The sequence below is a fragment of the Streptococcus pneumoniae genome (assembly GCF_001457635.1).
Classification (GTDB): Bacteria; Bacillota; Bacilli; order Lactobacillales; family Streptococcaceae; genus Streptococcus; species Streptococcus pneumoniae.
In genome coordinates, this window is the sequence record NZ_LN831051.1 from 1,986,196 (window position 1) to 2,002,622 (window position 16,427).

A 16,427-nucleotide genomic window follows, 5' to 3' on the forward strand; every position below is an offset into this window, starting at 1 on the left:
ACAAAGAGCCGAAATTGTCTCATCACCTCTATTAGCCTTTAAATTTTGATAGACTCTATTTTCTAGTCAATATGACCAATATTGTCAATACTAACCCTTTCAATCAATTCATTAGTTATATAAACTAAGTCCATTAATAACTCCAAATAGTATCACTAGTAAAGTAAAGTAAACTAAATAATTGAGTTATAAATGGCTATTTTCACAAAACTATGTCATCACCTCACTATCTAATCTCAGTACATAAACCATTTTTTTCTATAGCTTTTATCTTAATCTTGATTTTTTTTCTTCAATCCAAGAAAAATTCCTACTATAAACATTATTCCGGCAGCTAATAGTGTCTGGGCTCCGCTTGCTGTTCCAGTTTTTGGCAACTTATTAGGATTGTTAGTAGTTGATTTACTACTGATATTGTTTTTATCAAGAACTGTAGCTGTAACATCCTTAGTTGAATCAGATTTTTGTGAATGATCTTCTCTTTGTAAATCCTCTTTTCTGTGACTTTCATTTAATTGACTATGGTTTACTTGTGGGTTATCTTTCTTTTTCGATACATCAAAAGTAGGTTTATTTTCTTCCTCCTTTTTCTCCTCTATTTTCTTGAATACAGGTTTTATAAAGGTATCTTTTGATAGATTAATAACATAGCCAGCGTCTTTTTTACCTTCGAAACCAGAAATTTCCCAACCATCAAATTGGTATCCTTTTTCTAATTCACCCTTATAAACAGGTAAAATAAAATCTTCTTCCGACACTATCGTTGAACTCATTTCTTTTCCATTTTGAATGGTCACAGTTACCCTATGAGGTTTTAATTCACTTACCTCTCCCGTATCTTTATTTAAAATGAATTCTTTTACGGTTGTATTTCTTGCAAAATCTTTTACAACAATCTTAATGTTTAGTGTCTTGTCTGTTATTTGTTTAATATCATCAAATGATGTATATTCTTTTCCATTTACATAAATATGTTGTTCTTGAATCTCACCATCGAATCCATTATTTCTTTTATCATTGATGTTAAAGACTACAGATTTTCCATCAGCATATTCGATACTAGTATTTCCCTTAGGATCAATGTTTACTTCGGGTTTAACATTATCATATAAAAACTGATAGTGGACTCCAACTGCTTTAGCATTCAAATCGCTATAGCCAGTTTGAAGATAAACATTTCCATCCATATCTGTTACCTTATCTGGAAATCCGTTTGCTTTATAGTCTTTCATTCCCCAGTCCATGATGTCACCGTCTTTAACATTCAGCTTAATATTAAAATCTCTAGTGTTATCAATGTGTAAATCTCCGTAGATTAAATAATTATCTACAACCGATTCATTAACTCTCAATTCCCAGTTAAAACCACCCTTATCAGAAATCTTACCTCTTAAATAAAATTCTGGATTTCGTACATAAATTTTATTAGATTTAGATGGATTAAAGTAGTTCTTATCCATTGAAAGGTTTACTGGTTTGGTATCAATAAATAACATGGAGCCATCTTCTTTTATAGCTTCTACATTGGACTTATCCTCTCCAGTGTATTCTTTATCATCCTTACCAAATAATACAAGTTTAGAAGAATCTGTCACAAGATTTCCGTCTTTATCGATAGCTTCCCCTTTATCGTTCATTTTAAATGTAAACACTTGATACCTTATAATGTTAAAGCCGTCCAAAGCCGACATTAATACAGCTTGGGTACTTCTTCCATCTTCAACATTTCTACTATCAGCATAAATTGTTGTTTCTGAAAGGACTCTTAGATTAGGATTGGCCTTTTGTATTTTTGCTATATCTTCCTTGCTATAGACTCCATTTCCTTCTAACATATCCGTTTTTCCAGGATTATAGGTAGTCACTTTTAGTGCATAGCCTTTTCTTAGAATGATGTTATCCTTTAACAGATATTGTTGTTTTTCTGAATCAGAATAGATTTTACCAGATTCCATTTTAGTTAAATTGTCTGGTTTGTTTTTTGAAAGGTCTCCTTCTCCTAATTCGATTACATTCCCATAACTTGATACATACGGATATTCTGCTTTAGTTTCCTTATTTTTTTCAGGCATTCTAATTTTAGTTTCAGCTTTTATTTGATTGTCATCTTTAACAAATAATCTCATATCTCCAGCAAAAGCTAATCCATCTACAATATCATTAATATTAGCGTATAAATCAAATATCATCGTTTTTGAATGTGAGTCATACTTAGTCGCTTTGATTTCTATAAATTTATAGTTATTTCCATAATATACCTTGGCATTTTTAGAAACATTGCTTATCTTTCCAAGAATTTCAAAGTGTCCATCTTTAGATGGGCTTAGAACACCATAAATTTTTGATTTTATTTCGTCAAATTTTTCAGTTTCATATTCTAGAGCACTTTCATCTTCATAGGCAGTTATATTTCCTTTATCGTCATATTTATAATCAAGTTCTACTGTTCTTTTTCCACCAGTTACAAAGTCGTCTTCTTCCTTATATTTCTTTTTAATGAGTTTCTTTAGGTCTTTATTTTCAAAGTCTCTAATTGTTGAAATATTTCTATCAATAGTAAAACTAGATTTTTCTTTAATAGACTCTTCATTTTCTTGATGATGATGTTCTACCCCAGTTGTATCTTTTTTTAGACTACCCTCTTTTCCATTTCCTAAATTTTTAAATTTAGATTCTGCAATCTCGCCAAGCTTTTGATATTTAGATGAATCTTGATCAGGATCTACTAGATAATAGGAAATCATCCCCTTTTCATCAGCCTGATTAGCAAATTTAATTCTATGAATCTTTGTGAAATTGCTAGAACCATCTAATGCAATGACTTCAATGATTTTTCCCCTTAAATCTCCCGCACCTTTAATTTCATAAATGGTATTTCCGTCTTTGTCAAGTTTTCTATTTCTTCCTTGACCCTCACCTGCGTAAGTTACTTCAAGATTTTTTTCAACCTCTCCATCTTCATTAACAAGAGCGGCGCCAGCATACCAAACTTCGTTCGCAATCTCGTCAAATTTTTCAGGATGTTCTTTTTGATCTCTCGCAAATAGCGTTTCATTCTTATACTGATCTTTTACCTTATGATAAGTATCCTTTGTAATCAACTTAATTTTTTCAGGATTTGAAAAATCAACCGAAACAATCTTAGGGGCGGTGTTATCAATTTTTACAGGAATATAGGAAACCTGCCATGGGTAATCTTTAGTTAATCTATATTTAAATTTATAGAAATATTGACCTTCCGCAATCGGTTCAAATTGACCTCTTATCTTAGTAGCAGGATCTTGATTATCCTTACTTTCTGGTGCATTTTCTTCTCTACCTCTAGGATTATAGATGAGTCCATCCCACTTCAAGTCACCCCAAACTTTTAGTTTAGATGATTTGATTCCCTTTGCATCATTGCTTTTAGAATTTAAAATTCCTCTAATAAAGTGTTCTCTCGAAATGACTTTTAAGTCTCTTTGATTTTCTCCCTCTTTATTTGTATTTACTATTGAAATCAATCCTTCTTCTGCACTTCTTAATACAAGTGGAGAAGGTGTTAATCCTCTTTCAAGTTGAGCATCTTGAGGATTTCCATTTGAATCTAAAGGATAAATGTTAGCAATCTTAGAACCACTTGATGATGGAGCGTTGATCCCTTGGTTATTGAAAGCAAATAATTCTGGATTTTGATCCAGGGATGTTGTATTTTTATCTTTTCTATTTTGTATAACTCCTGCTGGATTAAATTTATCTATACCATGTTCTCCACCAATTCCCTTATTTAAGGTTCCTGGAATTTTCGGTTTACCATCATCATCATAACCTCCCAGTGTTTTTGATCTTGACCCTTCTTCCCAAGCCCATTTATCAAGGATTGGTTCGTGGTTCCAATTCCCAGCAAATCCCATTAGAGGCATCGACAAAGAAGGTTGGAAGTTTATTTTCTTCCCGTTGGAGTTTAGAGCTTCCATTTCTTCCACTGACTCAAAATGAATAAATGATTCTACAAATTTATTTTTGTTTTTGGCCTCTCCAACATTTATAACCGCATTCAAATCAAAGCTAGAATTTGCGCCTATAGTGAAAGTATCATGCTCAAATGTGATATTTGCTCCTTTGACTTTTTCTGGGTGAATTTCTGGAACAATTTGCTTACCATCTGGAGATTTTTCATCTTTATATGTTTCATCAAGTTTTAATCTGTCAGTTAGAGAATCTGTAGTTATCGCTGATGCTGAAACTTTAAAAGTCAAAGGTCTGTTTGATGTATTGTGAAGCTTGATTGTAAAGTATTTTTTATCACCTTTTATTTCTTTAAGAGAAATGGAACCATATGAGTTTACCAAACCTTTAGAATCCGTGTTTTTGAAAGTTGCTACAACTTCATTTCTCAAAGCATTGGCCACATTAATTAGGCCTGCTCCCTGTTGTCTAGGTGATGCAAAGTATTGACTTTTTTCTTTCCAAGAAGTTGCATCCATCATAGGTCGCGCAGTATTTTGTAGGGCAATTTTTGTAAGACTTGTAAGATCTATTTTGTCATCTCCCTTAAGATTTTTCAATACAGGTCTTTCAAGCATTTCCTTTAATTTCGGTCTAATCAAAACAGTAGAAGCTGCCACGATTGGAGTCGCCATACTAGTTCCTGACATATAGCCATAAGTTGATTTGCCATTAATAACATTAAGCGTGGATTTAATATTTTTACCAGGTGCTGAAACATCGGGTTTTAAAAGTAAATCTATTCTTGGCCCCCAAGATGTAGATCCTGCTGGAACGATGATATCTTCTTTATAGAGTTCTTTGTCTGTGTCAGGTGCAAACTTAAAGTCAATCTCTTTTTCGTCACCTACATTCGGTTTGTTGGAATTAAAACTTTCCATATCAATTGGATAGTATTGCTCCAATTTATCTTTAAAATCTTCTTTATTATTTCTTTTGACTTCAGTTTTTTTATTAGGATTAATCATGTTCCATAGCTTTACACCATCATCTCCTGAAATTGAAAACACTTGACTTTTAGTACCTTCATCCGCTTCATATCCCATAGCTGGAAGCTCTGTCCAATTATCTCTATTGTAGTAATTTACAGTATTTACAACCATAATGGCGCGTGCACCCTTATCCATAGCTTTTTTAAAAGCATTTTTTAAATCCTTTGTATAAATTCTATCCATTACTGCAATTTTGCCCCTAAGATCCAAACCTATCAAATCTTGGTCTTGCCCCTTGCCTATATATACAAATTTTAATTTACTAGGAGCTTTTGTTCCATCTTCATTTGTTGTGATTTTATTCTTATCGAAAAAGGCCCCTATATTTCTGTATTTAAAACTTTCTCCACCTATGTTAACTTTATCAAACTCAACTGTTTGATTTTTAGCAGAAGCGACCGCTATCGCATCCTCATGTGCTGCAGTTCGTGTTACATTTCCAGTGTCGGTCATTTTCAGATGATTATTTGCTACTAAATCCCATGAAGAACTTGAAGCAGAAGTCGCATAGTTACCCGTAGCGACAACCATTGGAATGCCTGCTTTTCTTAATGCCCTAATAGCTTGCCAATATTTCTCACCTACAAGACCTGTTCCTGTAAAACCAGATGATACCGAAACAACATCAACGTTGTGTTTGATAGAATCTTCAATAGCATGAAACATTGTTTCATCACCCGCAAACCCAGATCCTGCGTCAGAATACATTTTGTAAGAGAAAATTTGTGCATTAGGTGCAATTCCATCTATGCCGTTAAAGTTTTTGATATCTTGTTCAGTATCATTTCCAGCAAGAATCCCTGCAATATGCATCCCATGTGGGTCAAAATAATCCCTTCCATCATCATATTTTTCTACAGTGATTTTGCCACCATTATAATAATTGAACGCATGAGGGATTTTATCACTCAACCAATAATTTTTATCAGTTCCTTTTAAGTCTTCTTTTTTAAATCTCATTGAGGCTTTGGCATCATCATCGATTCTCATAGCCTTATGTCTATAATCTGTTCCAGTATCGATATTTGAAATGACCATACCTCTACCATCAAAATTTTTCCCAAATGGAGCATTGATAGACTTTAGGTAATCAATAGCTTCCTCAACTCCAATTTCCTTTCTGGCATGATTCATCATGGGTTGGACTTTTTGTGCCCTTTCAACCGATGAAATACCTTCTATTTGTTTAATTTTGTCCAAGTTATCTGGAGTTGTTTCTATGGCACTACCGTTAAAAATTCTATCATAAGTATATAAAACTTTTGTATTCTTAAGATTTGATAGTCCCTTGATTGCTTTTTCTCCAGATTCTTTATCTTTAAATTCAGCAATATAGACAAGTCTATCTTCTTTTTTCGGATTTTCTGTGCCTTTATTTGCAGACGAGTGTGCATTATCTCCTTGGGATTGATTGGAATCTTCTTTGATTCTTGCTTCTTCATTGCTAGTTTTAGTGTCTATCACAGGATTTTTACTAACAACTTCTTTTTCCTCAATAATTGTTGTTTTCTTTTCTTCAGTATCCTTTGAAGTTTCTATAGCATTATGAATATCTTTATGTTTCTCTTTATTTTCTGTTTCCTTATCTACTACTACTTTTTCTTTATCAGAGATGCTTAAAGCATCTTCAGAGCTAGATGTGTCTGCTAAGACTACCTCATTAGGGGCATAGGCTGCTAAAATAACTGCAGCTGTAGTTAATGACAATACTGTACTTTTTTTCATTTTAATTCCTTACATATTTATATAACTTCCAATAGATAATAAACTTTAACTTTGCTAGCCTTTGTTATAAAAAGTTTTACTAAGTATTATCTAGGAAATAGAGTAGTACATTTATATATAATTGTTATCTCTCCATAAAAACAGTATATCATTTAAAAAAATTTAATTCAAGAAAAATTAACATGCATTAATTTATTTTTTAGAACACGTTAAAAAATAAGATTAGTACTCAATGAAAATCAAAGAGCAAACTAGGAAACTAGCCGCAGGTTGCTCAAAACACTGTTTTGAGGTTGTAGATGGAACTGACGTAGTCAGCTCAAAACACTGTTTTGAGGTTGTGGATAGAACTGACGTAGTCAGTAACCATACGCACGGCAAGGCGACGTTGACGTGGTTTGAAGAGATTTTCTAAGAGTATAAGTCCAAAACTTTCGTTAACCGGGATACATTATAAGCACATTCATACCATCAAAAATAGTAGCAATAAACTTGAACAACTACCAGAAACACGAAAACAGGCATAATTGATGAAATATCAGCGCTATTAAACAATATAAATAACCGCTAAGAATAAGGCTTAACGGTTATCTTCTACCTATCTATTTTTTCAAATCCTCAGTCGTTTATCTACCTATAACCTAGGCTTTACGAGTGCCTTGCTCTACCAACTGAGCTAAATCGGCGATTACACTTACAGTATAGCACTCTGAGAATAGATGTCAAATAATATTATTCAAGCTTTTTAATCAAAATCTGACAAGGATTTTGCGGATTCCATAGTTGAGGAAAAATCTCTAACTTTTTAAAGCCAAGACCTCGATAAAAGTCATTTGTTCGATCATAATCTTTATTAGAACCTTCTGCTACTGTTTTGACCTGCAGATAACCAACTTTTTTACGAGCTTCACTCTCTAAAGTAGCAAGCAATTGGCTCCCAATTTTTCTACCTTGATAAGCTTTTTTACGCCGAGACAATCAATCTCTGCACAATCTTCACTCGAATAGGATAAGCTTACAAATCCAGTCAAATCACTCTCCTGATAGGCGGTCCAAACTTGCAGTGTCGTGGTTCCTTCTATATAGGCTTGTGTGCTTTCTGGGATTCCAAACCATTCTGGCAAATCCTTCAAAACCTCAGCTACAACTGCCTTTTTTTGATTTTCATCCTTGACTTCTTCAATTACAAACATCATAAGTTTCTTTCTTGATTTTAGTCTTACTTTAGCTTTTACGAACCCGCACTTTCGTAGGAATCTAAGCCCTTATCCCAAAGTTTAAGGGAAATAACAAAGAAAACCAGAGAAATCAACATCAAACCTCCTACGTTAAAGAACACATCCTTTTCCTGTAAGAAATAGCTAGCTGGATAGTAGGCTGTAAAGGCGAAAGGCACGATAAAGCTAATCAACCAACGAAGAAGAGAATTGTAAATAGAAATCGGATACTTAGCAAAGTCATTGAACATATAGAAGATGTAAATCATGGCGCCTGACTGCTTAGTCCAAAAGGCGATACTGGCTGTTGCGATTTTAAGAGAAGTATAAATCAAGGTCGCAAAAGGAATACAAACTAGGAAAAGCAGGAATTTTGGAAGAGTCCAAACAATGCTGGTCACTGTTGTTCCCAATAAAATACCACCGACTAAGAGTTCACCCAAGGCATCAATCTGAAAGGTTTCAACTAGGATGTGAAAGAGAGGATTGATGGGACGAGTCAGATACTTGTCAAACTCTCCTTTTCGGACTAGGCGTTGCCCTAGTGCCCAGAGATTGTCAAAAAAGAGATGGTCCATTCCCTTGGGAATCAAGGAAAATCCATAAATGAAAGCTATCTCTTGAAAGGTCCAGCCTTCTAGGAATGGAATATGTTGAAAGATGACATTGAGAAACAAGAGATTCAAGCCTTGAGCCAGAAAGACTCCCAAGACACCAACCACAAAATCCACCTTATATTCCATGATTTGTTTGATGTATTGTCTGATAAAAATCAGATGCATTCGTTGATATTTTTTCATACTAACCTCCTTGAATGGTGATAAAGGACTGGACCCGTTTCCAAATCAACTGAGACAATCCCACCATCACTAAGAGCCAGAAGAACTGCAAAAGGAGTGCCTGAAGAATCTGACTGGCATCGTATTTTCCAACAATGATCATAACTGGAGTATAAATCAAGGATGAAAAAGGCAAAAAGGAGAGAATATCTGAAACAACCTTTGGAAAGAATGCCAAGGGAATCAAACTCCCCGACATAAAAGCCACTATGGAAGTCTTAAGTAGGTTGGAACCCCAAAGATTTTTAAACACAAAGGCTGAAAATCCAAAGCAAATATTAAAGAAAAAGTTAATCAGATAGGCGAGCGTTAAGCTAAAAAGATAAAGGACAGTTAATCCTAGCACCTCTACAATACCTTGACCCGATATGATTTTCATCAAGACAATGACACTTAAAAATGGAAGGCCAACGCTGATAAAAATCAACCACTTGGAACCAAGCTCGGTGAAAAGATAGGAGGCCGCAAAATGCACTGGTCGCAACAAACGCATGATAATGGAGCCATCCTTGACCTCCTCCCCAATCATAAAGGACGAATCGGATCTAGTCAGAAGATTGGTCACAAAACTCATGATGATGTAGAGGGTGATATCCGCCATACTGAAGCCCTGAATCAAAGACTCTTGCGAAGAATCAAAGACAGCCTTCCAGAGATAAAAGGCCACAAAAGCCCCCATGACATCGCCAATCCGATAGAGAATAAAGTTGACTCGGTAAGTAATCAACTCCTGAACCCCTGCATTGATAAAGGGTTTATAACGTCTCCACAATTTGATCATCCTAGAGCTCCTTTCGGTAGAAGCGACGGATAATATCCTCAATATCCGTATCCACCATCTTCAAATCGCGGATTTCAAAATCAGATAGGGTTTGCTTGATAATGTCAGCTGACTGGTAGCGAGAACTATCAAATTCAATGTTGAGGCTGTTTCCTTGTCTATCAATGGTCATATCAGACAGACCTTCATAGTGAGAGACGAGATGACTTTGACCTGGTAGCAGTTCAAAAGAGAGAGTCTTCATCTTACCAAAGGTCTCCTTGAGTTGGCTCACCGTTCCATCAAAAATCTCTTGCCCCTTGTCAATCATGAAAATCCGATCACAAAGTTGCTCAATATCACTCAAATCGTGAGTGGTCAAAAGAATGGTAGTTTCTTCCTCTTTATTGATCTGAGTAATTGCCCGACGAATATTATCCTTAACCGAAACGTCCAAACCAATGGTCGGCTCATCTAAAAAAAGAACCTTGGGATTGTGGAGCAAGGAGGCCGCAATATCCGCCCGCATCCGTTGTCCCAGTGAAAGAGTCCGCACGGGATCCTTGATAAAGTCCTTCAAATCCAAGACTTCATTCAAAAAGTCCATGCGCTTATGAAAGAGCGAGTTTGGCACATCATAAATCTCTTTTAAGACAGTGTAGGTCTCTTGCAGAGCCAAATCCCACCATAGCTGGGTGCGTTGTCCAAAGACTACGCCAATATCTTTGACATAATCTTGCCGATTGTTCTGGGGAATCTTGCCGTTAATCCGACAAAAACCAGATGTTGGTTTCAAAATTCCTGTCAGCATTTTAATGGTTGTCGACTTCCCAGCACCATTTGCCCCGATAAATCCTAAAATCTGCCCTTTTGGAACCTCAAAGGTCAAATCCTTGACCGCTTCAAAGGTCTGCTTTTCAGGATGAATAAAGGAGCGCAAAGCCCCCTTCAAGCCCGGTTCCTTAACAGTCTTCACAAAATTTTTCTGAAGATGTTCCACTTCTATCATTGCCATATCTATCTCCCTATCGTAAGGAATAGCAACATTGTGTTTTTAACTACAAATATTCTAAATCCTTACTTTCTACACCTTCTACATTTTATTACTACAAAAGGCTTTATACCAACCTATTATAGTCCAATAAAAAACGAAATGCAAGCGTTTGCCTATGGATTGTAAAATTAGGATTTCTCTCATAAAATAATACTTTTAATCAAAAATTCTGTTTAATAGTTTAAATTACCAACCTACTCATCTTCTCACCAGAGGGCGGTATTAACTTTGATCATAAAATCGGATACTCCCTCTATCCAGAAAATATGCTCAGAATGATTGTCTCTAAACAATACCTGCTCTTTTACCTCATTCATGAAAAAGAAGTCCATACCCTGAGAATTATCAACTCACGCACCGACTACCTAAACCAACTCGACCACCTCTTTCGTACATGTAGGAAACTATTTTCCTCACAAATAATCTCATTATAAAATCCAATAAATTTTTTTAGCTCACTTGAATATTTTCTTTGTATCGTTTTATCAGCTTCAATCTGATCTAGACTTGTTACCTTGGAACGACTTGAAATAACCTTTATAAAATAACACTTAAGGCTTTCATCATCTCGTATAAATTTTTCAATAGTGATATAAAAAGCTTTCATATTCTGTTTGTAATCAGATATTAATTGATTAATTTTATCACTCTGATGAAGATTCGATACCATAATATATAGCGGATTGAAATAAGATGAGAACAAATCGATTGGGAAAGTAAAATTAATTTCTATAAATGTTTTAGCAATTGTTTCGTACTATTTTAGATTCAGTCTACTATACATAAACTAACCTCCTCATTATTAGCAAGGCTTCTACTGATTATAACCTAATTCTTAGACTACTTCAAGACTAACTGTCCAATAATAATCTACAGATAAATCATCCACTCTTAATCAAATTTTATTCAATCCACCTACTCATTCCCAAAAGGTTGCTGTATAATGCAAGACATTTTTCTTACTGCTTTTACTTTTCCTTACCCTCAATTTAGTGAGCTAATAAATTATTCTTCTTCAAAAGGTTGAGATTTATCTAGTAACTCTAAAACATTAATGGTAGGTAGCAACATTGCTTCACTGCTATCAATTGCCGAAACTATTGAAACAATAGAACGTAAATAAGGACAAAGAATAGCAGTACCATTTACGTATAGAATATCGGTGATATTTTCATCTATATTTATTTCAAAATATCCTATTACAGTTACAGATATTTTTTCATGGCATCTTTGTCAACTAAAGAAACACTAAGTTTTACGGCTCCATGACTATAATCATCTGTATGACCAACCTTAACTATGGGATATAATATATCGAAGGTAAATGTGAACAAACTGATTAGGAAATTTAAACCAACTTCTAACAATGTGTTATACTCAATGAAAACCAAAGAGCAAACTAGGAAACTAGCCTCAGGTTGCTCAAAACACTGTTTTGAGGTTGTGGATAGAACTGACGAAGTCAGTAACCATACGCACGGCAAGGCGACATTGACGTGGTTTGAAGAGATTTTCGAAGAGTATTAGAAAGCTCGATGGACTATTCCAGATTCATTCCACTAGATTTCGAAATCGAGTAGGGGATAATCTCTAGCCCCTCTCACACCACCGTACGTGTCGTTCGGCATACGGCGGTTCAACTAACTTTTAACGCATGTCGTTCAAGGTAATAATCCAAACACGAAACCAGTCCACGTTTTTCAAGGACTGGTTTTGATATAGCACGTTTAAGTACCGACTTCTGAGCTACTATAGTAGATTGAAACTAGAATAGTACATCTCTTCTTCTAAAACATTGTTAGAAATCGATTTGGCTGCCCTGATCGATTCGTCCTACTCTTATTTCATTTTACTATAATTGATAGTGGTCGCCCCAGCCAGATACCTTATCCGCTATATAGGCCTTATTATCACGTTCCTGTTCGTAGAGCCACGATTTCGCTATCCCTTCCTCTGACGATTCTTATTTCCAGCGTCAGACTTAAAACGGTCTATCCCCAGACCGTTTTAATCCGCTACCTCACGATAGTCAGACTTGGGAATCGCTATTGGGTTCACCAGTAGTAGGTGCCCACCGAGGATTTACACCTCAGATATACGACATGCCCGTCGTATATCAAAAAAAGTTTAGACATAGCGTCTTCAACTTTTTTACATTACTTTAACTACTGATTAAAGTGAGTTTACGTCAACTTTGATACCAACACCTTGAGTAGTTGTGATAGTCAAGTTTGTTACGTAAGTTCCTTTAGCTGTAGCTGGTTTTGCTTTTTGGATTGTTTCGTTGAAAGCTTTAAAGTTTTCAACCAATTTTTCAGCTTCAAATGATACTTTACCGATGATTGCTTGAACGTTACCTGCACGGTCAGCACGGTAAGTGATTTTACCACCTTTAGACTCTTCAACTGCTTTAGCAACATCCATTGTTACAGTACCAGTTTTAGGGTTTGGCATCAAGTTACGTGGTCCAAGGACACGTCCAAGACGTCCAACAAGAGCCATCATATCAGGTGTAGCGATAACTACGTCGAAATCCAACCAACCGTCGTTGATTTTAGCAACAAGGTCATCTTCACCAACAAAGTCTGCACCAGCAGCTTTTGCTTCTTCAGCTTTTGCACCACGTGCGAAAACAAGAACACGTGAAGTTTTACCAGTACCGTTTGGCAATACCATTGCTCCACGGATTTGTTGGTCAGCTTTTTTAACGTCGATGTTCAAGTTGTAAGCAACTTCTACAGTTGCGTCAAATTTTGCAAAGTTAGTTTCTTTTGCAAGTGCTACAGCTTCTTCTACGCTGTATGCTTTTGTGCTGTCGATTTTCTCAAGAGCAGCACGAAGTTGTTTGCTTTTTTTAGCCATTTTCTATTCTCCTTGTAAGTGGTTCAATCGATTTTCATCTCCCACGTTACTTCTCGAAATGATGAAGTCTTGCGGGTTTTCAGTCTACTATTTTTCTCTTCCTACGGCCTTAAGCTCCCTTGCTGTACCCAAGTACAAGCCTCAGTCACTTGCCTAGTATGAAAAGCAACTAATAGACTGCTGTGAGATTTTCTACTGTGTTATTGATTAGTCAACAACAGTGAATCCCATAGAACGAGCAGTACCTTCGATCATACGCATTGCAGACTCTACGTTTGCTGCGTTCAAATCTGGCATCTTAGTTTCTGCAATTTCTTGTACTTGTGCACGAGTAACTGTAGCAACTTTAGTTTTATTAGGTGTACCTGATCCTTTTTCAACACCTGCAGCTTTTTTCAAAAGAACAGCAGCTGGTGGTGTTTTCGTAACGAAAGTAAATGATTTATCTTCGTAAACTGAGATAACAACTGGAATGATCATACCAGCTTGGTCAGCTGTACGAGCGTTGAACTCTTTTGTGAATCCCATGATGTTGATACCAGCTTGACCAAGAGCAGGTCCAACCGGTGGAGCTGGTGTAGCTTTACCAGCAGGGATTTGCAATTTTACAAGTTTTTCGACTTTTTTAGCCATTTTTAAATCCTCCTTTGTGGTTTTGGCGGTAATTAGAGATTTTTACCTCCCACAAGTATGTTTTTCACATACCCATCCATTATACACTATTTATCTGGAATTGCAAGAGAAAAGTTTATTTTTTATACTCAATGAAAATCAAAGAGCAAACTAGGAAGCTAGCTGTAGGCTGCTCAAAGTACAGCTTTGAGATTGCAGATAAAACTGACGAAGTCAGCTCAAAACACTGTTTTGAGGTTGTGAATAGAACCGACGCAGTCAGTAGGTAAGGCGACGCTGACGTGGTTTGAAGAGATTTTCGAAGAGTATTAATCGACGTAGTCTCCGCCTTCAAAGCCATAGTATTCTTCCAAACTGAGACCACTTGCAGCAATTTCTTTAGCTTCTTTTCCTACATAACGCAGGTGCCATTCCTCAGCCATATAGCCTGTTTCCTTTTCCTTGCCTTTGAGATAACGGACAACAAAGCCATAATCAGCTGCATGATCCAAGAGCCATTGGGCTGCTTTTTCTTCTGTCACCAAATCACCATCAGTCCCAATCACATCAAAGGCCAAGCCTGTCTGGTGTTCGCTATAGCCAGGACGGGCAGAGTAACGGTCAGCTGCTGCCTTTCCATCTTGGTTGACATAATCTTGATAGAGCTTGGTCTGAGTTTCATAACTTCTAAAACCACTGTAATGATCACTAATAGGGAAACCTGCCTCTTGCATCGCTTTGATGAGTTTGACCAACTCAGCCTTGGCTGTTGGATTTTCCCCCGGATTATAGTCTTTCGACAAAGGATAATGTTTATTGGCTACGATGATTTCGTCGTATTTTCCTTGGATGCTGTAGTAATCACCTTTATTGACCACTTCTGCTTTTTTCTGGGCAGCCCCTTGAGACTTACTGCCGACTGTCCCATCAGCTTTGGCTGTCTGTTCTGTCTTAGCTGTGCCATCTTCATTTTTTGCTTTTTCTTGTGAACAAGCTGCTAGACTCAAGGCTAGCAAGGCTGTCACGACAAGGTATCTTTTCTTCATTTCTACTCCTTTATTTCTAATAGTTTATCTACTTCTGATGATAAACGTTTGACTAATCTTTTAATAGACTTCCTGCAAAACTAGAATCCTAGTTCATGATTGATAATACCAGCAATCAAATTCATTCGTAATCCGAAGCGTTTACGATGATTTCGATAGGTTGTTGAAAACATTTTAAACGTTTTTACTTTGGCAAGGATGTTCTCAACCTTGCTTCTATCCTTAGATAGCGCATGGTTATAGGCTTTATCTTCAGCTATTAGCGGCTTGAGTTTGCTGGATTTACGTGGAGTTTGTGCTTGAGGATATATCTTCATGAGCCCTTGATAATCACTGTCAGCCAAGATTTTACCAGCTTGTCCGATATTTCTGCGACTCATTTTGAACAACTTCATATCATGACAATAGTTCACAGTGATATCCAAAGAAACAATTCTCCCTTGACTTGTGACAATCGCTTGAGCCTTCATAGCGTGGCATTTCTTTTTACCAGAATAATTCGCTAATTCTTTTTTTAGGGCGATTGATTTTTACTTCCGTCGCATCAATCATTACCGTGTCCTCAGAACTGAGAGGAGTTCTTGAAATCGTAAAACCACTTTGAACAAGAGTTACTTCAACCCATTGGCTCCGACGGAGTAAGTTGCTTTCGTGGATACCAAAATCAGCCGCAATTTCTTCATAAGTTCGATATTCTCGCACATATTGAAGAGTGGCCATAAGAAGGTCTTCTAGGCTTAATTTAGGTTTTCGTCCACCTTTTGCGTGTTTAAGTTGATAAGCTGTTTTTAATACAGCTAACATCTCTTCAAAAGTGGTACGCTGAACACCAACAAGACGCTTAAATCGTGCATCAGTTAGTTGTTTACTTGCTTCATCATTCATAGAACTACTATACCATATTTTGTTTCGCAGGAAGTCTGATCTCATCCGGTTTTGCTTGACGGGTTTCTGCGGTCATTTCTTCAAAAGGGACCCACCAGACTGGCCCACGTCCATTGAGACCGTGACCATTCATGTCACCTGTTCGTCTAGGAAACAGATGCCAATGAAGATGGGCATCGCCATTTCCTAGCAGTTCGATATTCATTTTCTCAGCAGCAAAGGCCTTGGCAACTGCCTCTTGGACCACACTCATTTCTTCTAGAAAACGGAGTCTTGTCTCCTTTTTCAAATGGTGCAATTCCGTGACATGTTCCTTGGCTAGAAAGAGACTATAGCCTGCAAAATACTGATGGTCTCCAATCACAAGATAGCCTGTTTCCAACTCTTTGACAAAGTAGGGATTTTCTCCCTTCTTGATGAGCTCAATTCTCTGGCAAATAAGGCACAT

The 16,427-nt window shown here is 36.5% G+C and carries 16 protein-coding genes; 3 read left to right on the plus strand and 13 right to left on the minus strand.

Translation table 11 applies throughout. The annotated features are described in order from the left end of the window. Nucleotides 1-272: 272 nt before the first annotated feature. A complete protein-coding gene (locus tag AT689_RS10520) occupies nt 273-6,704 on the minus strand; it encodes a S8 family peptidase (RefSeq protein ID WP_000750087.1) in 6,432 nt (2,143 codons plus the stop codon). 232 nt (nt 6,705-6,936) lie between these two features. Here AT689_RS10520 and AT689_RS13585 point away from each other — a divergent pair, with 232 nt between their 5' ends. Next, nucleotides 6,937-7,119: a hypothetical protein gene (locus AT689_RS13585; protein ID WP_001844484.1), complete on the plus strand. Its 183-nt coding sequence runs from the start codon at nt 6,937-6,939 to the stop codon at nt 7,117-7,119. Between the two features lie 317 nt (nt 7,120-7,436). Here AT689_RS13585 and AT689_RS10535 read toward each other — a convergent pair whose 3' ends face one another. The 7 genes from AT689_RS10535 to AT689_RS13590 form a co-directional block, all read right to left on the minus strand. Then, nucleotides 7,437-7,634 carry a hypothetical protein gene (locus AT689_RS10535; protein WP_001808743.1) on the minus strand — a complete coding sequence of 66 codons (198 nt, stop codon included), beginning with the start codon at nt 7,632-7,634 and terminating at the stop codon, nt 7,437-7,439. Further along, nucleotides 7,619-7,897 carry a hypothetical protein gene (locus tag AT689_RS10540; RefSeq protein WP_001808956.1) on the minus strand — a complete coding sequence of 93 codons (279 nt, stop codon included), beginning with the start codon at nt 7,895-7,897 and terminating at the stop codon, nt 7,619-7,621. The genes AT689_RS10535 and AT689_RS10540 overlap by 16 nt, the downstream gene beginning before the upstream one ends. Before the next feature lie 38 nt (nt 7,898-7,935). Continuing rightward, a complete protein-coding gene (locus AT689_RS10545; RefSeq protein WP_000760712.1) occupies nt 7,936-8,721 on the minus strand; it encodes an ABC transporter permease in 786 nt (261 codons plus the stop codon). 1 nt (nt 8,722) lies between these two features. Next, nucleotides 8,723-9,541 carry an ABC transporter permease gene (locus tag AT689_RS10550; RefSeq protein ID WP_000594189.1) on the minus strand — a complete coding sequence of 273 codons (819 nt, stop codon included), beginning with the start codon at nt 9,539-9,541 and terminating at the stop codon, nt 8,723-8,725. Nucleotide 9,542: 1 nt separating this feature from the next. After that, nucleotides 9,543-10,535, minus strand: coding sequence for an ABC transporter ATP-binding protein (locus AT689_RS10555; protein ID WP_001240810.1), 993 nt, complete (start codon nt 10,533-10,535; stop codon nt 9,543-9,545). A gap of 400 nt (nt 10,536-10,935) precedes the next feature. After that, on the minus strand, nt 10,936-11,181 hold the full coding sequence (locus AT689_RS13750; protein ID WP_000643401.1) for a hypothetical protein: 246 nt from the start codon (nt 11,179-11,181) through the stop codon (nt 10,936-10,938). Between the two features lie 398 nt (nt 11,182-11,579). Beyond that, a complete protein-coding gene (locus AT689_RS13590; RefSeq protein ID WP_223200444.1) occupies nt 11,580-11,789 on the minus strand; it encodes a hypothetical protein in 210 nt (69 codons plus the stop codon). A 165-nt stretch (nt 11,790-11,954) separates the two neighbouring features. On the opposite strand from AT689_RS13590, the gene AT689_RS12995 reads away from it, so the two are divergent. Next, entirely contained in the window at nt 11,955-12,101 is a 147-nt protein-coding gene (locus AT689_RS12995) for a hypothetical protein (RefSeq protein ID WP_000849989.1), read from the plus strand. A gap of 645 nt (nt 12,102-12,746) precedes the next feature. Here AT689_RS12995 and rplA read toward each other — a convergent pair. Next, complete coding sequence (gene rplA / locus AT689_RS10570) at nt 12,747-13,436, minus strand: 50S ribosomal protein L1 (RefSeq protein ID WP_001085675.1); 690 nt, start codon at nt 13,434-13,436, stop codon at nt 12,747-12,749. 207 nt (nt 13,437-13,643) lie between these two features. Then, nucleotides 13,644-14,069, minus strand: a complete 426-nt coding sequence (gene rplK / locus AT689_RS10575) for a 50S ribosomal protein L11 (RefSeq protein WP_001085809.1) — start codon at nt 14,067-14,069, stop codon at nt 13,644-13,646. Nucleotides 14,070-14,200: 131 nt separating this feature from the next. Between rplK and AT689_RS13595 the strand changes: the two genes are divergently transcribed. Then, nucleotides 14,201-14,338, plus strand: a complete 138-nt coding sequence (locus tag AT689_RS13595) for a hypothetical protein (protein ID WP_001845433.1) — start codon at nt 14,201-14,203, stop codon at nt 14,336-14,338. A 39-nt stretch (nt 14,339-14,377) separates the two neighbouring features. Here the strand turns inward: AT689_RS13595 and ldcB are convergent, their stop codons facing one another. The 3 genes from ldcB to AT689_RS10595 form a co-directional block, all read right to left on the minus strand. Next, nucleotides 14,378-15,094, minus strand: coding sequence for an LD-carboxypeptidase LdcB/DacB (gene ldcB / locus AT689_RS10580; protein WP_000747778.1), 717 nt, complete (start codon nt 15,092-15,094; stop codon nt 14,378-14,380). Between the two features lie 80 nt (nt 15,095-15,174). Continuing rightward, a protein-coding gene (locus AT689_RS12160) for an IS5 family transposase (RefSeq protein WP_127820743.1) occupies nt 15,175-15,979 on the minus strand; the annotation gives its coding sequence in 2 pieces (ribosomal slippage) (nt 15,175-15,609 and nt 15,611-15,979; 804 coding nt in all). Nucleotides 15,980-15,986: 7 nt separating this feature from the next. Next, on the minus strand, nt 15,987-16,427 hold the full coding sequence (locus tag AT689_RS10595; protein WP_000335620.1) for an HIT family protein: 441 nt from the start codon (nt 16,425-16,427) through the stop codon (nt 15,987-15,989).